We start from the raw sequence: 19,940 nt of genomic DNA, 5'->3' as shown, positions 1-19,940 counted from the left end.
TCATCGCCGTGGGTAAACCGGGGTGGGCCGCGCCATACGGCCGCGTGGAGGTGCGCTTGGCGCGGCTTCTGGCGTATGGTAAGTCGCGACGAAATTCCGCACGCGCGTGCTTCTGCGCGTATTTCGGCCAGCGCGTGTTCGCAGGCCGAACGCGGCCAGCGGCCCAACGCCTCAAAGGAGAGTGCAAGCATGAGCCAGGTTTCCCCAACCGCCGGACAGAACGACTTCTCCGATTTCTTCACGGCTTCGCTTTCCGAGCGTGATGCTGATGTCTTCGGCGCCGTCGGCAAGGAACTCGAGCGTCAGCGCCATGAGATCGAGCTGATCGCTTCGGAGAACATCGTCTCCCGCGCGGTTCTCGAGGCCCAGGGCTCCGTCCTCACCAACAAATATGCCGAAGGCTATCCCGGCCGCCGCTACTATGGCGGCTGCCAGTATGTCGACGTGGTCGAAAATCTGGCGATCGACCGGGTGAAGCAGCTCTTCGGTTGCGAATTCGCCAATGTTCAGCCGAACTCCGGCAGTCAGGCCAACCAGGCCGTCCTGCTCGCGCTGTCGAAGCCGGGCGATACGCTTCTCGGCATGAGCCTCGATGCGGGCGGTCACCTGACCCACGGCGCCAAGCCCAATTTGTCCGGCAAGTGGTTCAATCCGGTCCAGTACGGCCTCGATCTCGAAACCGGCCTGATCGACTACGATCAGGTCGAGAGCCTCGCCAAGGAGCACAAGCCAGCTGTCATCATCGCGGGTGGCTCGGCCTATTCGCGCCAGATCGATTTCGCCCGCTTCCGCAAGATCGCCGACGAAGTCGGGGCGATCCTGTGGGTGGACATGGCGCATTTTGCCGGTCTCGTCGCCGCGGGCCATCATCCGAGCCCGTTCCCGCACGCCCATGTTGCGACCTCGACGACCCACAAGACCCTGCGCGGTCCGCGCGGCGGCATCGTGCTGACCAATGACGAGGCGATCGCCAAGAAGATCAATTCGGCGGTCTTCCCGGGGCTCCAGGGCGGTCCGCTGATGCATGTCATCGCCGGCAAGGCCGTGGCCTTCGGCGAGGCGCTGACGCCGGCCTATCGCTCCTACATTGCGGCGGTCGCCGAGAACGCCAAGGTTCTTGCCGAAACCCTTCGCGAGGGCGGTCTCGACATCGTTTCCGGCGGTACCGACACGCATCTCATGCTGGTCGACCTGCGTCCGAAGAACCTGACCGGAAAGGCGTCGGAACAGGCGCTCGGGCGGGCCAACATCACCTGCAACAAGAACGGCGTGCCGAACGATCCGGAAAAGCCGACGATCACCTCGGGCGTTCGTCTCGGCACCCCGGCGGCGACGAGCCGCGGCTTCGGCGCGGCCGAATTCCGCGAGGTCGGCAAGCTGATCATCGAGGTGCTCGATGGCCTGCGGGCGGCGAATTCCGAGGAAGGCAACGCCGCGGTCGAGGCTTCGGTCAAGGAGCGGGTCGTGGCCCTGACGGACCGTTTCCCGATCTACCAGACGATCTGAGCGGGTCTCGGACGCAACTTCGAATGGCGGGCCGTGCGACCGAACCGCGCGGTCCGTTCGCATGACTGCTCTGGCCCTTCGCATTGCTTCCCATTCGCCTTATCTCCCGATCGCTCGGGAAACGGATTTCGCGACGATGCGCGGCGCGAAGGCGGCTCTTTCGTGTTTCAGATCGGTAAGCAGGGGAAATCGACATGCGCTGTCCCTATTGCGGCTCGCAGGACAGCCAGGTGAAGGACTCCCGTCCGGCCGAGGACGGAGCCGCGATCCGGCGGCGTCGGGTCTGCCCCGACTGCAACGGCCGCTTCACCACTTTCGAGCGCGTCCAACTCCGCGAACTGCACGTCGTCAAGAAATCGGGCAAGAAGGTGCCGTTCGAGCGGGACAAGCTGGCACGGTCGGTACAGGTGGCGCTGCGCAAGCGCCCGGTCGATCCGGAGCGCGTCGAACGGATGATCTCCGGCATCGTGCGCCGTCTCGAACAGACCAGCGAGGGCGAAGTCAGTTCCGACATGATCGGCGCCATGGTGATGGAGGCGCTGCGCGGTCTCGACGACGTCGCCTATGTGCGCTTTGCCTCGGTCTACCGCGATTTCGCCGAGGCGAGCGACTTCGAATCCGTGATCGGCGAACTGGCGCGTCCACAGGTGCCGGAGCCGGTCGACGGTTCGGAGCGTGTCGAGACCGAAGACGAGGCCGCGGATGATCGCTGACCCGTCGGTCTTTTCGCCCGAACAGCCCTATGATCGCCGTTTCATGGCGGCCGCCATTCGCTACGCCAGACGCAATGTCGGGCGTACCGGCACCAATCCGTCCGTCGCGACCCTGATCGTGCGAGACGAGGGCGACGGACGGCCGCCGCGGATCGTGGGGCGCGGCGTGACGGCGCTGGGTGGGAGGCCGCATGCCGAAGCCGGCGCGCTGGCCGAAGCGGGAGAACTCGCGCGCGGCGCGACTGCCTATGTCACGCTGGAGCCCTGTGCCCATCACGGTCGTACGCCCCCTTGCGCGGAAGCTCTCGTCACCGCCGGAATCACCCGCGTGGTCTCGGCGGCGTCCGATCCCGATCCGCGGGTCGACGGCAAGGGGCACCGGATCCTGCTCGATGGCGGGCTGAAGGTTACGCCGAAGGTGCTGGCCGAAGAAGCGGCGCGCAATATCGCCGGCTATCTCACGCGTCATCGGAGCGGCCGGCCGGGGGTGACCCTGAAAATGGCGCTTTCCAGGGACGGGCGGATCGGGCTGCGCGGCGAGGGCCAGGTCAAAATCACCGGGCCGATTTCCAACGCCCAGACCCATCTGATCCGCGCCCAGACCGATGCGATCATGATCGGGGCCGGCACCGCTCTCGAGGACGATCCGCGTCTCGACTGCCGGCTGCCGGGCATGTCCGATCGTTCGCCCGCCCGGATCATCCTCGATCCGAACCTGCGGCTTTCACCGGACATGACGGTGGTTCGGACGGCACGCGACACGCCCACTTTCGTCGTCGCCTTTGCCGATGCCGATCCGGAGCGCCGTGCGGCGCTGGCGGAAGCGGGCGTTTCCTTCGTCGCCTGTGACACAGACCCCGAAACCGGCCGCGTCGCCCTGCCGGAACTGATGGAGGATCTGGGGGCAACCGGCATCACCTCCATCCTCGTCGAGGGAGGGGCGGAGCTTGCCTCGAGTTTTCTCGCCGACGGGCTGGTGGACCGCCTGATCCTCGTGCAAGGAGGGATCGAGATCGGCGAAGCCGGCATTCTGGCGCCGGTCGGACTGGCCGAGGCGCGGCAACGCTTCCCATTGGTTCGGGACCAGCGCTTCGGCGACGACCATTGGTACGAGTTTGATTGCGGGGTCGCCTGATGTTCACGGGAATCGTCACGGATGTGGGGCAGATCGCCGGGACGCAGCCGCGCGACAAGGGCCGGGCTTTTCGTGTCACCACCGTCTATGATCCGGCGAACATCGCTCTTGGCGCGTCGATTGCCTGTTCCGGCGTCTGCCTGACCGTGACCGCCCTGCCGGAGCCGGGCTCGAACGGCCGCTGGTTCGATGTCGAAGCCTGGGAAGAAGCGCTGCGCCTGACCACCGCCGGCACCTGGCAGGAGGGCTCGCGCATCAATCTGGAGCGTTCCCTGAAAGTCGGCGACGAGCTCGGCGGACATCTCGTCTCCGGTCATGTCGACGGTCTTGCCGAAATCGTCTCGCGCGAAGAGGAGGGGGAGGCGGTCCGCTTTCGCTTGAAGGCGCCCGAAGATCTGAAGCGCTACATCGCCCGCAAGGGTTCCGTCGCCCTCGACGGGACCTCGCTCACCGTCAATTCGGTGGCCGACGACGTCTTCGACGTGCTTCTGATCCGCCACTCGCTGGAGGTGACGACTTGGGGTGAACGCAACGTCGGTGATCTCGTCAATCTTGAGATCGACCAGATTGCGCGTTATGCCGAGCGCCTGTTCGGCGCGGCGAACGGCTGAGAGCGTTTCGACGGCTCGGTCGACGGCGCGCCGTCCCCGTTTTCCCCGGCCGAACCGGCCGCCCGATCCGGCCGGGCTCGATCTCACGACCCGCCCGACCGTGATTCGGACTCCGCCTGCAAAGGACCAACGACATGGCGACGAAGCCCCACATCCTCATCGTCGAGGCGCGCTATTACGAGCATATCGCCGATCATCTCCTCGGCGGCGTCAAGGCGGCCCTCGACGGCGCCGGCGCCACTTACGACGTCGTCACCGTGCCGGGCTCGCTGGAGGTGCCGGCCGCGATCGGTTTCGCGCTGTCGGGCGCCGATGCCGGCGGTACCGACTATGACGGTTTCGTCGCGCTCGGCTGCGTGATCCGGGGCGAGACCCACCATTTCGATATCGTCGCTAACGAGTCGGCTCGCGCGCTCATGTCGCTGGCCGTCGACGAGGGGCTCGCCATCGGCAACGGAATCCTGACCGTCGAGAACGAGGAGCAGGCGCTGGTGCGCGCCGATCCCGCCCGCAAGGACAAGGGCGGGGAGGCAGCCAAGACCGCCCTGACGATGATCGCGCTCCGCGAACAGTTCGGGGGCTGATCATGGCCGGTCCGTCTGAGCCGAAACGACCCATGAAATCCGCCAACAAGCGTGGCGCCGCCCGCCTGGCGGCGGTGCAGGCGCTGTACCAGATGGACGTCGGCGGATCGAACCTTCTCGAAACGGTGGCGGAATACGAGTCCTTCCGCCTCGGTCGCGAGATCGACGGCGAGCAGTATCGCGCCGCCGACGCCGCCTGGTTTCGCGACATCGTCTCGGGGGTCGTGCGACAGCAGACGGCGATCGACCCGCTGATCCACGGCGCGCTTCCGACCGACTGGCCGCTGGCGCGGCTGGACACCACCCTGCGCGCGATCCTGAGAGCCGGCGTGTTCGAGATCAAGCAGCGCCTGGACGTGCCGGTCGCCGTCATCGTGAACGAATATATCGACGTCGCCCGGGCCTTCTACACCGAAGAAGAACCGGCTCTCGTCAATGCCGTGCTCGACCGGATTGCCCGGCAAAGCCGCAGCGAAGCGGACCGGCGGTCATGACCGCGATCTCGTCTCCGGGCGCACCCGTTGCGACCGTCTCCTTTGCGCGGCGCAACGCCTTCGTGCTTGCAACCGCGCAGGCGGTGGTCGGGGCAGCGGCGCCGGTGGCGATTTCGACCGGCGGTCTCGCCGGGACCTGGCTCCTCCTTGAGGACAAGACACTCGCGACGCTGCCGGTGACGGGATTCAACGTCGGGGTTGCCATCGGCGCCCTGCCGGCGGCCGCGTTCATGCGCCTGGTCGGGCGCCGCCTCGGCCTGTGTTCAGGCGCTTTGGCGGTGTCGGTCGGCGGGCTTCTCGCCGGTTTTGCGCTGTTTTCCCAGAATTTCTGGTTCTTCGTCGCTGCGATGATGGTGATCGGCAGCGGCAACGCCTTCACCCAGCAATATCGCTTCGCCGCCACCGATGGCGCTCCACATGACTACCAGGCACGGGCGATCGCCATCGTGCTCGCGGGAGGCATGTTTGCGGCCGTCATCGGCCCGCAGATGGTGAACTTCACCACCGGCCTGTTTCGCCCCGCCGAGTTCGCTGGCGCCTTTTTCGGCGTGTGCATCCTCGGGCTCCTCGGATCTGCCGTTCTGTCCCGCCTGCGGGTCCCCGAGCGAGACGAAGCCGCCGATGCGGCCGCGACGAGTGAAGCAGAGGCGCGGCCGCTGGCAGAGATCGTCAGCCAGCCGCGATTCCTGACCGCGCTTCTGTGCGGTGTCGGCAGCTTCGCGATGATGAGCTTCGTGATGACCGGCGCGCCGCTCGCCATCGTCGCCTGCGGCCATCCGCAGGAGGCGAGCTTCCTGGGCATCCAGTGGCATGTGATGGCGATGTTCGCCCCGAGCTTCTTCACCGGGCGGCTGATCGCGCGATACGGGAAGGAGCGAATCATCGGCATCGGCCTTCTGGCGCTGATCGCCAGTTTCCTCGTGTTTCTGTCCGGGATCGCGGTCTGGCAGTTCTGGCTGGGCCTCGTCCTCCTCGGCTTCGGCTGGAATTTCGGCTTCATCGGTGCCACCGCCATGGTCGCCGAGACCCATCGCCCATCGGAGAAGAACAAGACGCAGGGGTTCCACGATCTCGTCCTGTTTTCCTCCGTCGCGTTCGCCTCGTTTCTGTCCGGCCGGGTCTTCGTGACCAGCGGCTGGGACACGATGAATCTGATCGGTCTGCCGATCGTGGGCGTCTGTCTGGCGGCGCTTCTCCTCGAAGCGCGCCGGTCCGCCCGCTCCGCTTCCCCTTATTCCCGTTGAGAAAGCAGTTCTGACGCCGAAGGCGCCGGACGGAACGCTTGACGCCGTTCCCGCCTCATATAACCTCGCGACCGCCTGACCCGGTGGGGGGCAAGCCGGCGAGGTCATAACGAATAACGGGAGATCGCCGGCTGCAGTCTGGCGAGGAATTGAGGAAACGGCATGCAGACAATTCTACTGGTCGTAGCCCTGTGTGGGCTGCTCGCCGTCGTTTACGCCATCTGGGCGACGCGATCGGTCATGGCCGCGGATCAGGGCACGGCCCGGATGCAGGAGATCGCAGGCGCGATCCGCGAAGGGGCACAGGCCTATCTCACCCGGCAATACACGACCATCGCGATCGTCGGCATCGTCGTCTTCGCACTGACCTGGCTGCTTCTCTCGCTCTATGCGGCGGTGGGCTTTGCCATCGGCGCCATTCTGTCCGGCCTTGCCGGCTTCATCGGCATGAATGTCTCGGTCCGTGCCAACATCCGCACCGCCCAGGCGGCGGCCCGTTCGCTGGGGCTCGGTCTCGGCGTGGCGTTCAAGTCCGGCGCGATCACCGGCCTCCTCGTCGCGGGCCTCGCGCTTCTCGGCGTCACCATCTACTTTCTGGTCCTCACCAGCACCTTCGGCTTCGCGCCGGCTGACCGCACGGTCATCGACGCGCTGGTGTCGCTCGGGTTCGGCGCCTCGCTGATCTCGATCTTCGCCCGTCTCGGCGGCGGCATCTTCACCAAGGGTGCCGATGTCGGCGGCGATCTCGTCGGCAAGGTGGAAGCCGGCATTCCCGAGGACGATCCTCGCAACCCGGCCACGATCGCCGACAATGTCGGTGACAATGTCGGCGACTGCGCTGGCATGGCGGCCGACCTGTTCGAGACCTACGCCGTGACGGTCGTCGCGACCATGGTGCTCGGCGCGATCTTCTTTGCCGGCTCCGACGTGATCGAAAGCGTGATGATCTATCCGCTCGCGATCTGCGGCGCCTGCATCGTCACCTCGATCATCGGCACCTTCTTCGTGCGCCTCGGCGCCAACGGCTCGATCATGGGCGCCCTCTACAAGGGTCTGTGGGTCACGACGCTCCTGTCGATCGTCGGTCTCGCCATCGCCAACTACTTCACCGTCGGCTTCGGCGACGTGGGCGAGTCCTCGGCAGGCGTGATGATCAACGGCCTCAACCTGTTCATCTGCGGCATCATCGGCCTTGCCGTGACCGGCCTCATCGTCTGGATCACGGAGTACTACACCGGCATCGGCTTCCGGCCGGTCCGCTCGATCTCGGAGGCTTCGGTCTCAGGGCATGGAACGAACGTCATCCAGGGTCTCGCCGTCTCGCTCGAGGCGACGGCGCTGCCAACGATCGTGATCGTCGCCGGCATCATTTCGACCTATCAGCTGTCCGGCCTCTACGGCACCGGCATCGCGGTGACCGCCATGCTCGGCGTTGCCGGCATGATCGTTGCCCTCGATGCCTTCGGCCCGGTGACGGACAATGCCGGCGGCATCGCGGAAATGGCGGGCCTGCCGGCGGATGTGCGTCGCTCGACCGACGCCCTCGACGCGGTTGGCAACACCACCAAGGCAGTCACCAAGGGGTATGCGATCGGCTCGGCGGGCCTCGGCGCGCTGGTTCTGTTCGCCGCCTACAATTACGATCTGCAGTACTTCATCGAACAGAGCGCCAATGGCAGTGGCGAATACGCTTACTTCCAGGGTGTTCAGCCCGACTTCTCGCTGGCCAACCCGTTCGTGGTGGTGGGGCTTCTTCTCGGTGGCCTGATCCCGTTCCTGTTCGGTGGCATCGCCATGACGGCGGTCGGACGTGCGGCCAGTTCGGTGGTCGACGAAGTGCGCCGTCAGTTCCGTGAGAAGCCGGGCATCATGGCCGGCACCGAACGGCCGAACTACGCACGGGCCGTCGATCTTCTCACGCGCGCGGCGATCAAGGAGATGGTCGTCCCGTCCCTCCTGCCGGTTCTGGCACCGATCGTCGTCTACTTCGCCGTGCTGCTGATCGCCGACAAGAGCCAGGCCTTTTCGGCCGTGGGCGCCATGCTTCTCGGAGTCATCGTGACGGGTATCTTCGTTGCGATCTCCATGACGTCGGGCGGCGGCGCCTGGGACAACGCCAAGAAGTCCTTCGAGGACGGCTTCGTCGATGCGGCAGGCACCCGGCACCTGAAGGGCTCCGAGGCCCACAAGGCTTCGGTCACGGGCGATACGGTCGGCGATCCTTACAAGGATACGGCGGGCCCTGCCGTGAACCCGGCGATCAAGATCACCAATATCGTCGCGCTCCTGCTGCTGGCGGTGCTCGCGCATCAATAGAGCCGAGAAGGCGAGAGGATGGGCCGGGACGACCGGCCCGTTCCTCGCTCAGGCCATCAACAAAAAGAACCGCGTGGATGATCGGCATTCACGCGGTTCTTTTTGTTGATCAAGGCATGGTCGCGCTCCGTGGCGCTTAGCCCTCGTAACCCTCGACAATGTACATGTCGGCGGTGGCGTATTGCTCGCGAATGGCCTTGGCCTTCTGATAGTCCGGGCTGTTGTAGCAGGCGAGGGCAGTCTCGACCGAGTCGAACTCGATCACCACATTGCGCGCACGCGCCGAGCCTTCGAGTTCCGTGACAGCGCCGCCGCGCACGAGGAACTTCGCCCCATGCGCTTCAAAGGCAGGCTTGGCCGTCTCCACATAGGCCTTGTAGCCCTCCGGGTCCCGCACGTCGACTCGGGCGATCCAATAGCCTTTGGCCATATCTTCAACTCCTCCTCATGAATTCAAACGGCAGCAGTAGCCATCTCGTCGAGGATCGCGCCGGCTGCCGCTCTCGGATCTTCCGCCGCGATGATGGGTCTGGCGACCACCAGATGCGAGGCGCCGGCCTGAAGGGCGTCGGCGGGTGTCGCGACGCGCTTCTGGTCGCCAGAGGCGCTTCCCGTCGGCCGGATCCCCGGTGTCACCAGCGCCATGTCGGGCCCGACGATCTCGCGGATCGCCATCGCCTCGGCAGCCGAGGCGACGAGACCGCCCATGCCGATGTCGCGAGCCTGCGCGACCCGCAGGGCAGCAAGATCGGCGACGTTGTAGCGATAGCCCGCCCCTTCCAGGTCCTCATCATCGAGAGAGGTCAGCACAGTAACGCCGAGCAACGTCAGGGGCGAACCGGCCGCGGCCTTCACGGCCGCCTTCATGGCGTGGGGATAGGCGTGGACCGTCAACATCGATGCGCCGAGGGCGAGGGCGCTCTCGACACCCTTTTCGACCGTGTTGGAAATGTCGAGGAGTTTCAGATCCAGAAAGACGCGCTTTCCGGATGCCGCCAGTTCACCGACCAGCGGCAGGCCGCCGCTCAAGGCGAGTTGATAACCGATCTTGTACCAGGTCACTTCGTCGCCGAGCGTTGCGACGATCTCTTCTGCGGCCGCCGGGCCGGTCACGTCCAAGCCGACGATCAGCCGGTCTTTCGCCTCGTCGCGCCCCATCGATCCTGTGTTCCCGTCGACCGTTTCTTCGATGGGACGGTCTTTGTCATCATTCCGGCGGGATGTCGACCATCACCGTCGTGCCCGTCGTGTGCGAGCTCACGTCGAGCCGGGCATTCAGTCCACGCACGAGCGAGGTCGTGATGCGACCGCCGAGTCCGCCTTCCTGCGAACGCGCCTTCTGGCGGCGCACGGCCTGATCGCCGCTTTCCACGATCTCGCTGCCGGAGGATGAAGGGGCTCTGCGCGACATGCCCATGGATTCGGCGATTTCCCGCGCTTCGTTGACCTTGCCGTTGGCTTGGTCTTGCGCCTTTTCGCTGGCATCTTCCGTGATGTCTTCCACCTCATCGGACGACAGCGGTTCCGGCCTTGCGCCCCCATACGGCCAATTGCTCTCGGCCGGCATGCCGATTCCGTCGTCGGTCACCGTCAAGCGGATGACGCCGGAGGAGAGCATCTTCAGCCGGGTCTCGACCAGACCCTCCTCACGCTCCTGGAACGCGTGTTTGAGCGAATTGGTCAGAAGCTCGGAAAACAACAGGCCGATCCGGGCGGCCTGATCGACCTTTACCTCGATCGCGTCGCAATCGACATTGATGCGCACGGAGCGGCGCCCGTCCAGATGTCCGATCGTCGCCGCGACGCGGCTGATATAGGCGCCCAGCGGCACCCGCTCCGAGCGCGTCGAGCCGACGCCGGCTTCGGTCATTTCCTGATAGAGCAGTTGCAGGCTCTCGATCCGGCGGGCGAGCGCCGAAAAGCTCTCTTCGCTGGTCTTGGCGCGCGCCTGCATGCGGATCATGCCGACGATCATCGAGAGGTGATTCTTCACCCGGTGCTGAATTTCGCCGAGTGCGGCGTCGATGGGAGCATTCTGGCCGCCCGTCGAAGTCGTTTCGGCGTCGGCTCCATCGCTCATGTCACGCTGGACGCCGAGGAAACACTGGAGCCGGTCCTGCTCGTCATACAGAGGCGTGATCATCAGGCGATTGACGAATTTGGAGCCGTCAGCCCGATAGTTCAGAATGTCCAGCGAGATGTCGCGCTCTTCGCGAAGCGCTTCTCCGATCTGCCTTGAATGATCCGGATCGGTCTCGTCGCCTTGCAGGAAACGGCAGTTGCGACCGATCGTGGCTGGTGCCGCGTAGCCGGTGATCCGCTCGAAGGCGTGGTTGGCGTAGATGATCGGGTTGCCATCAAGATGCGGGTTGGTCAGCACCAAAGCCAGAGGCAGCTTGGCGAGCGCGGCGGTCGTGATGTTGGATGGGACGCCGAACGTCTCCGGATTCTCGCCCTCGCGTTGGTCCATACGCTCTCACCGATCTCCAAAGTGCGTGGTTTGCGCAATCTGCAATCAAAATAGCGCCGTTCCGACAAGTCGAGCCGGCTGTTGTCCCTGGCAGGGGTTCGAAATCAAGGCGCCTTGCTGATGCGCAAGCCCTTCCGCGGTCTAAGATTGGTGCACGAGCGCGGACTTCAAGCCGTCTATGCTTCACGCATGAGGAATTTCACCTGCAGATCATCAGGAAACATCGGAAAGCGTAAGGCTTCAAGGTGTTGGATCGAGAGCTAACTATCGATCACTCTCGGAACGCCGCCGCTTCCTGGTCCGATTGGCCAGGGATGGCCGCGTCAATGTGCGGCCTCCCAGTTCTCCGCGGCCTTCGCCTCCACCTCCAGCGGGACGGAAAGAATCACGCGCGGCAAGGCGGCCTCCTCCATCGCCTTTCGGACCACCGGCAGCGTCGCCTCGACCTCATCCTCGGGGACTTCGAAGATCAGTTCGTCGTGAACCTGCAGCAGCATCTTCGCCGCAAGCCCGGCCTCGGCCAGCGCCGGCTCCATGCGGATCATCGCCCGGCGAATGATGTCGGCCGCCGTGCCCTGAATGGGCGCGTTGATCGCGGCGCGCTCGTTGAAGGCGCGGAGCGAGGGGTTCGAGGCCTTGATGTCGGGGTAGTGCGCGCGGCGGCCGAACAGGGTCTCGACATAGCCGTGCTGCTTGGCGAAGGCCTTGGTCTCGTCCATGTAATCGCGAATGCCGGGGAAGCGCTCGAAATAGCGCTTGATGTAGAGGCTCGCCTCCTCGCGCGGGATTGCCAGCTGGTTGGCGAGGCCGAAGGCGGAAATGCCGTAGATGATGCCGAAATTGATGGCCTTCGCCCGGCGACGAACCATCGGGTCCATGCCCTCGACCGGCACGCCGAACATTTCCGACGCCGTCATTGCATGGATGTCGAGCCCTTCCTGGAAGGCCTGCTTGAGCTGCGGGATATCGGCGATATGGGCGAGAATGCGCAGTTCGATCTGGCTGTAGTCGGCTGAGACGAGCTTGGTGCCTTCCGACGCGACGAAGGCCGTGCGGATGGCGCGCCCCTCTTCGGTGCGCACGGGAATGTTCTGAAGGTTCGGCTCGGAGGAGGAGAGGCGGCCCGTCGTGGTCGAAGCCATGGAATAGGATGTGTGGATGCGGCCGGCACTATCCATGTGGTTCGGCAGCGTGTCGGTGTAGGTGCCCTTGAGCTTGGTCAGCTGGCGCCACTCCACGATCCTCGAGGGCAGCTCGTGGCCTTCCGCCGCAAGCTCTTCCAGAACCTTCACGTCCGTCGACCACTGGCCGCTCTTGGTCTTCTTGCCGCCGGGAAGGCCGAGCTTTCCGAACAGGATCTCGCCGAGCTGCTTCGGCGAGCCGGGGTTGAACTCCTCGCCGGCCATTTCGGCGATCTCCGCTTCAAGCCCCGCCTGCTTCTGGGCAAAGCGCCCGGAGAGCCGCGAGAGGATCTGCCGGTCGGTGCGAATGCCACGATGCTCCATGCGGGCGAGAACTGGCAGAAGCGGCCGCTCCAGCCGCTCATAGACCGAAGCAAGCCCCTCTGCGGCAAGGCGGGGCTTCAGCACCTGCCAGAGCCGCAGGGTAACGTCGGCGTCCTCGGCGGCGTATTCGGTGACCTTTTCGATCTCGCAGGACGCAATCGGCTTGGCGGTTCGGCCCGATCCGCAGAGCTCCTTGAAGCTGATCGGCTTGTGGCCGAGGAAGCGCTCCGACAATTCGTCCATGCCGTGGCCCGAGAGCGAGGCCGAGGCGTCGAGCGCGTAGGAGATCAGCATCGTATCGTCGAAAGGCGCGATGGTGACGCCGTGCCGCAGCATGACGAGATAGTCGTATTTGAAGTTCTGACCGATCTTCAGGATCGCCGGGTCTTCGAGGAGAGGCTTGAGGATCGCGAGCGCCGTATCGAGGGCGAGCTGCGGTCCGATCTCCTCCTCGACGCTCTTTTCCGACAGCAGATCGGCCTCTCCTCCGGCCGGCAGATGCGCCAGCGGCAGATAGGCCGCGCGGCCGGGCCGGGTCGCGAAGGAGACGCCGACCAGTTCGCCATTCATCGCAGAAAGCGTCGCGGTCTCGGTGTCGAAGGCGAGCAGACCGGTTTCGCGGGCGTCGGTCAGGAACGCTTCCAGAGCTTCGGCGTCGCGGATCGTCAGATAGGCGCTGCGATCGATCGGGACTGCGCCGGCATTGGCCCGGCGTGCCTCGGCAAGCGCCTTCGGTGTCAGCGGCAGCCGCGCTTCGCCGTCCGCCGCATCCTGCACAAGGGCGGGACCGGCCTCGGCCGGATCGAGATCGGGGCCACGGGCCGGGCCTTCCACGGCGATGTCGGCCTTTTCCACCTCGCTCGCATCGGTGCCGAGGGTCGCGGAGACGCGGCGGGTAAGGGTGGTGAACTCCATCGCCTTGAGGAAGGAGATCAGCTTCTCGCCATCCGGCTCGTGGATGAACAACTCGTCGAGCGGGGTGTCGAGCGGCGTCTCGCAGTCGAGCGTCACGAGCTTCCGCGAAAGCCGCGCCTGCTCGGCGAATTCGATCAGGTTCTGCCGGCGCTTGGCCTGCTTGATCTCCTCGGCGCGTTCGAGAAGCGTGTCGAGGTCACCATATTCGTCGAGCAGCTGCGCTGCCGTCTTCGGCCCGATTCCGGGGACACCCGGCACATTGTCGGACGTGTCGCCCACCAGTGCCTGGAGATCGATCATCTTCTCGGGATAGACGCCGAACTTCTCCTTCACTTCCTCCGCGCCGAGGCGCTTGTCCTTCATCTGGTCGTAGAGGATGACGCCGGGGCCGACGAGTTGCATTAGGTCCTTGTCCGAGGAGACGATGGTGACGTCGCCGCCGGCGGCGACCGCCTGGCGCGTGTAGGTCGCGATCAGATCGTCGGCCTCGTAGCCTTCCTTTTCGATGCAGGCGAGATCGAAGGCGCGCACCGCCTCGCGGATCAGTGCGAATTGCGGCACCAGATCTTCCGGCGGCGCCGTGCGGTTGGCCTTGTACTGGTCGTAGAGCTCATTTCGGAAGGTGGTCGAGGAATGGTCGAAGATCACCGCGAAATGGGTGGGTGCGACCCCGACCGAGGTGTCGCGCGATTCCTCGATGAGCTTCCACAGCATGTTGCAGAAGCCGGACACCGCGCCGACCGGCAGGCCGTCCGACTTGCGGGTGAGGGGCGGTAGCGCATGGTAGGCGCGGAAGATGTAGGCCGACCCGTCGACCAGGAAGAGGTGATCACCTTTTTTCATCGCGTGGCCGTGGACTCGTGAAGGAAGGATCGCGCGGAAACCGCCGATGGGATGGTGAGGGACTGGTATCGCGACCCCGGCACGCTGTCCATCGCCGACCTTTCCTGCCCCAGCGGAAGATTTCCGTTGCGCAAAAGTCACGCGCCTTCGCTATTCGCTTTTCCTTGTCCATGAAGGGTTTGCAATGATTGGCAGGAGGTGCTTTTCTCCAATTGTATCGGCCCTTCACATCGATGTGAGAGGCCCGCGTCATCATTCATCTTGATTTCTTGGCCCGCGAGTCGCATTCTCTCTTGTGACGGCGCGATCAATGCGTCGTATTCGGCCAAGGCACGTCCCCCGCTTTAGAGCCGAAATTCAGGCGCAAGGGTCCTCTTCCCCCCTCTCCAGGACCGGCGCCACTGGAAGTGAACGAGAGTCGTCGCGGTGTATCCCCCTCCAGGCCGCGGCGGCTCTCTTTCTTTTGCGGGTTCTTCGAGAACGTTTTCCAGCAAGTGGACGCTGCGGAGGGCAACCTTCTCCCCTCGGATCCTCTACAGGTTTTCACCTTGGTTGAGGTTTCTCGCGCCAGAAGAGCGCTGCTTCTTACGAGGAGCGCCTCATGCGCCCGGCGCGCTCGCAGTCGCGGTATCCGGAAAGCGCTCTTCCGAACGCCGTGAGCGGTTCGGGGGAAATCCCGGGAGCGATGCTTATCCACCCGAAACTGTATGGCTCGTGAAAAAGGGCCCAGCGATATCTCGCCAAGCCCTCGGAAACTTGTTGGTGGAGCCAAGCGGGATCGAACCGCTGACCTCTACAATGCCATTGTAGCGCTCTCCCAGCTGAGCTATGGCCCCACGCTGCCGGCTGGCGGCTGGACGAACGCTGGGGCGTCCGTCTCGTGTGGGCGGGTTCTTATAAAAGAGCGCATTGAAGATCAAGCGATTTTCGCATGGCGATTTTCATGCCCGCCAAATCGAGCCTGCCAAGCCGCAATTCCTCGCCCGAACCCCGTAAAACCGGCTCAAAGCGCCGTGCGGGAGCGCATGGCCGCTGCAAGGGTGCCCTCGTCCAGATAGTCGAGTTCGCCGCCGACAGGCACGCCATGGGCAAGCCGGGTGATTCTGATCTCGAAGCCCTCCAGTCGGTCCATGATGTAATGGGCCGTGGTCTGCCCTTCGACGGTGGCGTTGACGGCAATGACGAGCTCGGAGACGTCTCCCTTTTCGACGCGGTCGATCAACTGGCGGATCGTCAGATCCTCAGGCCCGATTCCCTCAAGCGGCGACAAGACGCCGCCCAGTACGTGATAGGCCGCGTTCAGCGCCTTGGCCCGCTCCAGCGCCCAGAGATCGGAGACATCCTCCACGACGATAACGGTGCGATGGTCGCGGGTCGGGTCGACGCAGATCGTGCAGGGGTCGCGCGTGTCGATATTGCCGCAGGTCGAACACACGCCGATGCCGTCGCGCGCCTCGGCCATGGCGGCGGCCAGCGGCGCCAGGAGCTGTTCCCGGCGCTTGACGAGATGCAGCGCCGCGCGGCGGGCCGAGCGGGGTCCAAGGCCCGGAAGCTTGGCGAGAAGCTGGATCAGCCGCTCGATCTCCGGGCCGGCGACGGTCTTTGCCATGGGATGCTTGTGTCGGTCTTAGAAGGGAAACTTCATGCCGGTCGGCAGGTTGAGCCCGGCGGTGAGTTCCTGGGTCTTTTCCTGGATGGCGAGCTGCAGCTTGGTGTGGGCATCGGCATGGGCCGCGACGACGAGGTCTTCGAGGATGTCCTTTTCCTCTTCCTTCATCAGCGACAGATCGATGACGAGGCTGGCCATTTCGCCCGTGCCCTTGAGAGTGACGGTCACCAGTCCGCCGCCGGACTGGCCGGCCGCCTCGACGGACTTCACCTCCTCCTGAAGCTCGCCCATCTTCTCCTGCATGGCCTTGGCCTGCTTCATCATGTTCATCAGGTCTTTCATCGCGATTCTCCTGGTCAGAAGGCGTGGGTCGTGTTCGCAATATAGGGGTGGGGTCACCCTGGTTGCGACCGATGGAGCGAAAATGGCCGAAAGCCTCAGTCCTCGTCGTCGGCCTCGTCCGGATCGGCGACGAACTCGTCGTCCGGGATGAGTTCGGTATCCGGCGCGGTCTCGGCCGCATCCTCGGCTTCGCCGCGAACCGTCACATTGGTGATCTTGGCGCCCGGAAAGGCGGCGAGGACCGCAGCAACCTCGGGGTCGCTCGCCGCGTCGTCGAGAAGGGCCGCGCGTTTCGAGGCATCGATCTCGTCCAGGGTCTCGCCGCCGCCCGACGACGCGACTGAAACGACCCAGCGCCGGCCGGTCCAGTCGTGCAGGCGCTTGGTGAGATCGCCGATCAGCGTCTTGGGCGCTTCCGGCGCCAGCGCCACCTCGATGCGGCCTGGCTGGAATTTTACCGGGCGCAGATAGCGCCGCACCGACACACGCATCAGCGAATCGCGCCTGGCATCGGCAAGCTTCGCCAGATCGGCCATGCTGGCGATCATGGGCTCGTCGGCGGTCTGCGGCTGAGGGCGCTGTTCCGCGCGTGGCGCACTGCCGCCCTGCTGCGCCATCAGTCGCGGGCGGCCGGCGTCGGGCGAAGTGACCATTCGCGGCGGTTCGGCCGATGGCTGCGTGGCTGCTGTCCCGTGAGAACCCGGGCCGGGTCCGCTTCTGCGGCCAGGCGTAGCGGCTTCTCCCTGCGAGCCGGAGGGCACGGGTAAATCCTCTGTCCCGCCCTCGCGCAGCATGCGCAGGAGATCGTCGGGGGAAGGGAGATCGGCCGCATGGGCGATGCGAATCAGCGCCATCTCCGCCGCCTGTCGCGGCGTGGCCGTCACGCGCAGATCTTCGCTGGCTTTCAGCAGCAGCTGCCAGACCTGGCCGAGCGTGCGGATTGACAGGGTCTTCGACATTTCGAGGCCGCGCTCGGCCTCCACCGGCGATAGCGAGGCATCCTCCACCGCTTCCGGCACGTAGCGCAGCGTGGAGACGAGATGGGTGAAGTCGGCGAGCTCGGCGATGACGATCGCCGGGTCGGCCCCGGAGGCATATTGATCGCGAAGTTCGGCAAGCGCGCCTGACGCGTCCCCCGCCATCAGCTTCTCGAACAGGTCGATGATCCGGACGCGATCGGCGAGGCCCAGCATGTCGCGCACCGCCGTTGCCGGAACGGTGCCCGCGCCATGGGCGATCGCCTGATCCATCAGCGAGAGGGCATCGCGCACCGACCCTTCCGCCGCCCGGGCGATCAGCCGCAGGGCGTCGTCCTCGATCGAAACGCCTTCCTTCTCGGCGATGCCCTTGAGATGCGCGATCAGCGTTGCCGATTCGACGCGGCGCAGATCGAAGCGCTGGCAGCGCGACAGCACCGTGATCGGCACCTTGCGGATCTCGGTCGTCGCGAAGACGAACTTCACATGCTCCGGCGGCTCTTCGAGCGTCTTCAAGAGGCCGTTGAAAGCCTGGTTCGAGAGCATGTGCACTTCATCGATGATGTAGACCTTGTACCTGGCCGAAACCGGGCGATAGCGCACCTGCGCGATGATCTCGCGCACATCGTCGATGCCGGTATGGGACGCCGCGTCCATCTCGACCACGTCCACATGCCGGCCCTCCATGATCGCCTGGCAATGGATGCCATGGCCCTGCATATGGATCGTCGGTTCGTGGATCGTGTCGGTTTCGTAGTTCAGCGCGCGGGCGAGGATGCGCGCCGTCGTCGTCTTGCCGACCCCGCGCACGCCGGTCAGCATCCAGGCCTGTGCAATGCGGCCGGTCTCGAAGGCATTGGTGAGCGTTCGGACCATCGGTTCCTGGCCGATGAGATCCTCAAACGACAGGGGGCGGTATTTGCGCGCGAGCACGCGATAGGGCTCTGCCTTTCCGCTACCCGCCGCCATGGCGCTCGTCTCGGTGCCCTCGGTTTCGCTCATGGTGCCGCTTCAGCCGATCCTGCTCGCTCGCTTCGCATTCGTTCTGACGGCATCGCCGGACGGGCGCAAGGGCGAGGGGCTTTCGTATGGCTACTGGGCTACTTCGATGAGGGAACGGTTCGATCTTGAAAAAGCGATTCGTAATCCTGGCCCCGAGGGAAAACGTTGATGATCAATACAGACTCGTCGACCTGATAGAGTATCAAGGCGGACTTTTCGAAGGGTACGGACCTCAGGCCGGGTCTCAGATCATCGCGCGGACGTCCGCCGAGTGGTACATCGCCGATCTTTTCGCATCTTTGATAAATTCGTTGGGCGTAGCGAGCCGCCACTCTTCGGCTTCGACTTTTTGCTAAGACGGCCCGGTAGATTTGCCGAATGTCACTGATTGCTTCTGGTCGGTAAGTTACCTCAACGCGTCTCATCGAGCGCGGCTTCTTCTTCCTCACGGATGAAACGCGTGATGGCGGCACGAGCCTCCTCCGAGGTCAGGCTCGGCCGTGGATCGTTGATGGAGCGATCGATTTTTGCTCTGATCGCCTCCAATTGCTCCGCTTCGGCATGACGCTCCCGCTGCCAGGCCCGCACTGCGTCCTGTAGCGCTTCGCTTTCGGAGCCGAACTCCCCCGCTTCGACGCTCTGGCGGATGGTGCGCAGCATGTCCGAAGGCAACTCGATACTGACCTTCTCTGCAACTGCCATGGCCTGCTCCTTTTCGGTCTCACGCAACGAAGATAATCGAGGCGCCCCCCTTTTGCACCCGCGGCCTGATGGTGCGCCGAGACCTCAGATCTTCAGCAGCCGCCGCGCATTCTCCTTCAGAATCAGCGGGCGCACCTCGTCCTTCATCTCCAGCTTCTCGAAATCGGCGAGCCAGCGGTCGGGCTTGATCACCGGCCAGTCGGAGCCGAACAGCATTTTGTGCTTGAGGATCGAGTTGGCGTATTTGACCAGGATCGGCGGGAAGTATTTCGGCGACCAGCCGGACATGTCGATATAGACGTTCGGCTTGTGCTGGGCGACGGCGAGCGCTTCCTCCTGCCAGGGGAAGGAGGGGTGCGCCATGATGATCGGCATGCCGGGAAAATCCACGGCGACGTCGTCGAGATGGATCGGGTTCGAATATTTGAGCCGCATGCCCATGCCGCCGGGCATGCCCGAGCCGACACCGGTCTGGCCGGTGTGGAAGAGGGCGATGCAGCCGGCTTCGGCGATCGCCTCGTAAAGCACATAGGCCGAGCGGTCGTTGGGATAGAAGCCCTGCATCGTCGGGTGGAACTTGAAGCCCTTGATGCCGAATTCCTCGATCAGGCGACGGGCCTCACGTGCACCCGCTTTGCCTTTTGCGGGGTCGATCGAGGCGAAAGGAGTCATGATGTCGGAATTTTCCGCCGCGATCTCGGCGACTTCCTCGTTCGCATAGCGGCGAAAGCCGGTCTCGCGCTCGGCATCCACCGGGAAGATGACGCAGCCGATCTTCTTCTCGCGGTAATATTCTGTCGTCTCCCGCATGGTCGGCGGATGCTTGTAGGGCGCCTTGAAATAGGTCGCCATCGCGGCCTGGAAGTCGTCATAGCCGTCGTCCGGGTGGCAGCCGCAGGGCTCTTCCGCATGGGTGTGGACGTCGATCGCGATCAACTCGTCGACATTCATGGGGACGGGTTCTCCTCTTGG

The 19,940-nt window shown here is 64.6% G+C and carries 19 protein-coding genes and 1 tRNA gene; 9 read left to right on the top strand and 11 right to left on the bottom strand.

What is annotated here, in order from left to right; translation table 11 throughout:
* Window positions 1–189: 189 nt before the first annotated feature.
* The 8 genes from glyA to MF134_RS17655 all read left to right on the top strand — a co-directional run bounded on the left by glyA (window position 190) and on the right by MF134_RS17655 (window position 8,603).
* Window positions 190–1,506: a serine hydroxymethyltransferase gene (gene glyA, locus MF134_RS17690; protein WP_255340809.1), complete on the top strand. Its 1,317-nt coding sequence runs from the start codon at window positions 190–192 to the stop codon at window positions 1,504–1,506.
* 194 nt (window positions 1,507–1,700) lie between these two features.
* Window positions 1,701–2,219, top strand: a complete 519-nt coding sequence (gene nrdR, locus MF134_RS17685) for a transcriptional regulator NrdR (protein WP_255340808.1) — start codon at window positions 1,701–1,703, stop codon at window positions 2,217–2,219.
* Window positions 2,209–3,354 (top strand): bifunctional diaminohydroxyphosphoribosylaminopyrimidine deaminase/5-amino-6-(5-phosphoribosylamino)uracil reductase RibD, encoded by a 1,146-nt coding sequence (gene ribD, locus MF134_RS17680; RefSeq protein ID WP_255340807.1) that lies wholly within the window; start codon window positions 2,209–2,211, stop codon window positions 3,352–3,354. The genes nrdR and ribD overlap by 11 nt, the downstream gene beginning before the upstream one ends.
* Window positions 3,354–3,965, top strand: a complete 612-nt coding sequence (locus tag MF134_RS17675; RefSeq protein ID WP_255340806.1) for a riboflavin synthase — start codon at window positions 3,354–3,356, stop codon at window positions 3,963–3,965. The genes ribD and MF134_RS17675 overlap by 1 nt, the downstream gene beginning before the upstream one ends.
* 134 nt (window positions 3,966–4,099) lie before the next feature.
* Window positions 4,100–4,549: a 6,7-dimethyl-8-ribityllumazine synthase gene (locus tag MF134_RS17670; protein ID WP_255340805.1), complete on the top strand. Its 450-nt coding sequence runs from the start codon at window positions 4,100–4,102 to the stop codon at window positions 4,547–4,549.
* Between the two features lie 2 nt (window positions 4,550–4,551).
* Window positions 4,552–5,043: a transcription antitermination factor NusB gene (gene nusB, locus MF134_RS17665; RefSeq protein WP_255340804.1), complete on the top strand. Its 492-nt coding sequence runs from the start codon at window positions 4,552–4,554 to the stop codon at window positions 5,041–5,043.
* Entirely contained in the window at window positions 5,040–6,287 is a 1,248-nt protein-coding gene (locus MF134_RS17660) for an MFS transporter (RefSeq protein WP_255340803.1), read from the top strand. The genes nusB and MF134_RS17660 overlap by 4 nt, the downstream gene beginning before the upstream one ends.
* A 162-nt stretch (window positions 6,288–6,449) precedes the next feature.
* Window positions 6,450–8,603 carry a sodium-translocating pyrophosphatase gene (locus MF134_RS17655; protein ID WP_255340802.1) on the top strand — a complete coding sequence of 718 codons (2,154 nt, stop codon included), beginning with the start codon at window positions 6,450–6,452 and terminating at the stop codon, window positions 8,601–8,603.
* Between the two features lie 136 nt (window positions 8,604–8,739).
* Here MF134_RS17655 and MF134_RS17650 read toward each other — a convergent pair whose 3' ends face one another.
* The 8 genes from MF134_RS17650 to MF134_RS17615 form a co-directional block, all read right to left on the bottom strand.
* Window positions 8,740–9,033, bottom strand: coding sequence for a DUF1330 domain-containing protein (locus MF134_RS17650; protein WP_255340801.1), 294 nt, complete (start codon window positions 9,031–9,033; stop codon window positions 8,740–8,742).
* A gap of 23 nt (window positions 9,034–9,056) precedes the next feature.
* Window positions 9,057–9,761, bottom strand: a complete 705-nt coding sequence (pyrF, locus tag MF134_RS17645) for an orotidine-5'-phosphate decarboxylase (protein ID WP_255340800.1) — start codon at window positions 9,759–9,761, stop codon at window positions 9,057–9,059.
* 49 nt (window positions 9,762–9,810) lie between these two features.
* Window positions 9,811–11,073 carry a PAS domain-containing protein gene (locus MF134_RS17640; RefSeq protein WP_255340799.1) on the bottom strand — a complete coding sequence of 421 codons (1,263 nt, stop codon included), beginning with the start codon at window positions 11,071–11,073 and terminating at the stop codon, window positions 9,811–9,813.
* A 323-nt stretch (window positions 11,074–11,396) separates the two neighbouring features.
* Window positions 11,397–14,336, bottom strand: coding sequence for a DNA polymerase I (polA, locus tag MF134_RS17635; protein ID WP_255340798.1), 2,940 nt, complete (start codon window positions 14,334–14,336; stop codon window positions 11,397–11,399).
* 760 nt (window positions 14,337–15,096) lie between these two features.
* Window positions 15,097–15,172, bottom strand: a tRNA-Ala gene (locus tag MF134_RS17630).
* Between the two features lie 167 nt (window positions 15,173–15,339).
* On the bottom strand, window positions 15,340–15,945 hold the full coding sequence (gene recR / locus MF134_RS17625; RefSeq protein WP_255340797.1) for a recombination mediator RecR: 606 nt from the start codon (window positions 15,943–15,945) through the stop codon (window positions 15,340–15,342).
* An 18-nt stretch (window positions 15,946–15,963) separates the two neighbouring features.
* Window positions 15,964–16,287: a YbaB/EbfC family nucleoid-associated protein gene (locus MF134_RS17620; RefSeq protein WP_255340796.1), complete on the bottom strand. Its 324-nt coding sequence runs from the start codon at window positions 16,285–16,287 to the stop codon at window positions 15,964–15,966.
* A gap of 95 nt (window positions 16,288–16,382) precedes the next feature.
* The gene (locus MF134_RS17615) at window positions 16,383–18,266 is read right to left on the bottom strand and encodes a DNA polymerase III subunit gamma/tau (RefSeq protein WP_255340795.1); all 1,884 of its coding nucleotides are present in this window, start codon (window positions 18,264–18,266) and stop codon (window positions 16,383–16,385) included.
* Here MF134_RS17615 and MF134_RS17610 point away from each other — a divergent pair.
* Entirely contained in the window at window positions 18,265–18,435 is a 171-nt protein-coding gene (locus MF134_RS17610) for a hypothetical protein (RefSeq protein WP_255340918.1), read from the top strand. The two genes, MF134_RS17615 and MF134_RS17610, sit on opposite strands and share 2 nt — an antisense overlap.
* On the opposite strand, the gene MF134_RS17605 is transcribed toward MF134_RS17610, so the two are convergent.
* The 3 genes from MF134_RS17605 to MF134_RS17595 form a co-directional block, all read right to left on the bottom strand.
* The gene (locus MF134_RS17605) at window positions 18,365–18,691 is read right to left on the bottom strand and encodes a type II toxin-antitoxin system RelE/ParE family toxin (RefSeq protein ID WP_255340794.1); all 327 of its coding nucleotides are present in this window, start codon (window positions 18,689–18,691) and stop codon (window positions 18,365–18,367) included. The genes MF134_RS17610 and MF134_RS17605 overlap by 71 nt on opposite strands.
* Complete coding sequence (locus MF134_RS17600) at window positions 18,678–18,968, bottom strand: ribbon-helix-helix domain-containing protein (protein WP_255340793.1); 291 nt, start codon at window positions 18,966–18,968, stop codon at window positions 18,678–18,680. The genes MF134_RS17605 and MF134_RS17600 overlap by 14 nt, the downstream gene beginning before the upstream one ends.
* Before the next feature lie 84 nt (window positions 18,969–19,052).
* Window positions 19,053–19,919, bottom strand: a complete 867-nt coding sequence (locus tag MF134_RS17595) for an amidohydrolase family protein (RefSeq protein WP_255340792.1) — start codon at window positions 19,917–19,919, stop codon at window positions 19,053–19,055.
* Between the last annotated feature and the right edge of the window lie 21 nt (window positions 19,920–19,940).

Source organism: Jiella marina, from assembly GCF_024359545.1.
Taxonomy (GTDB): Bacteria; Pseudomonadota; Alphaproteobacteria; order Rhizobiales; family Rhizobiaceae; genus Jiella.
The sequence above is the reverse complement of the archived record's forward strand: the minus strand, read 5'-3'. Positions and strand labels throughout refer to the sequence as shown.

Excerpts from the sequence above, each read along its gene's own strand:
- pyrF (WP_255340800.1), bottom strand. The coding sequence starts at position 9,761 with ATGGGGCGCGACGAGGCGAAAGACCGGCTGATCGTCGGCTTGGACGTG.
- glyA (WP_255340809.1), top strand. The coding sequence starts at position 190 with ATGAGCCAGGTTTCCCCAACCGCCGGACAGAACGACTTCTCCGATTTC.
- MF134_RS17610 (WP_255340918.1), top strand. The coding sequence starts at position 18,265 with ATGGTGCCGCTTCAGCCGATCCTGCTCGCTCGCTTCGCATTCGTTCTG.
- MF134_RS17670 (WP_255340805.1), top strand. The coding sequence starts at position 4,100 with ATGGCGACGAAGCCCCACATCCTCATCGTCGAGGCGCGCTATTACGAG.
- MF134_RS17675 (WP_255340806.1), top strand. The coding sequence starts at position 3,354 with ATGTTCACGGGAATCGTCACGGATGTGGGGCAGATCGCCGGGACGCAG.
- recR (WP_255340797.1), bottom strand. The coding sequence starts at position 15,945 with ATGGCAAAGACCGTCGCCGGCCCGGAGATCGAGCGGCTGATCCAGCTT.
- MF134_RS17595 (WP_255340792.1), bottom strand. The coding sequence starts at position 19,919 with ATGAATGTCGACGAGTTGATCGCGATCGACGTCCACACCCATGCGGAA.
- nrdR (WP_255340808.1), top strand. The coding sequence starts at position 1,701 with ATGCGCTGTCCCTATTGCGGCTCGCAGGACAGCCAGGTGAAGGACTCC.
- MF134_RS17600 (WP_255340793.1), bottom strand. The coding sequence starts at position 18,968 with ATGGCAGTTGCAGAGAAGGTCAGTATCGAGTTGCCTTCGGACATGCTG.
- MF134_RS17660 (WP_255340803.1), top strand. The coding sequence starts at position 5,040 with ATGACCGCGATCTCGTCTCCGGGCGCACCCGTTGCGACCGTCTCCTTT.
- MF134_RS17605 (WP_255340794.1), bottom strand. The coding sequence starts at position 18,691 with ATGAGACGCGTTGAGGTAACTTACCGACCAGAAGCAATCAGTGACATT.
- polA (WP_255340798.1), bottom strand. The coding sequence starts at position 14,336 with ATGAAAAAAGGTGATCACCTCTTCCTGGTCGACGGGTCGGCCTACATC.
- MF134_RS17655 (WP_255340802.1), top strand. The coding sequence starts at position 6,450 with ATGCAGACAATTCTACTGGTCGTAGCCCTGTGTGGGCTGCTCGCCGTC.
- MF134_RS17650 (WP_255340801.1), bottom strand. The coding sequence starts at position 9,033 with ATGGCCAAAGGCTATTGGATCGCCCGAGTCGACGTGCGGGACCCGGAG.
- nusB (WP_255340804.1), top strand. The coding sequence starts at position 4,552 with ATGGCCGGTCCGTCTGAGCCGAAACGACCCATGAAATCCGCCAACAAG.
- MF134_RS17640 (WP_255340799.1), bottom strand. The coding sequence starts at position 11,073 with ATGGACCAACGCGAGGGCGAGAATCCGGAGACGTTCGGCGTCCCATCC.
- MF134_RS17620 (WP_255340796.1), bottom strand. The coding sequence starts at position 16,287 with ATGAAAGACCTGATGAACATGATGAAGCAGGCCAAGGCCATGCAGGAG.
- ribD (WP_255340807.1), top strand. The coding sequence starts at position 2,209 with ATGATCGCTGACCCGTCGGTCTTTTCGCCCGAACAGCCCTATGATCGC.
- MF134_RS17615 (WP_255340795.1), bottom strand. The coding sequence starts at position 18,266 with ATGAGCGAAACCGAGGGCACCGAGACGAGCGCCATGGCGGCGGGTAGC.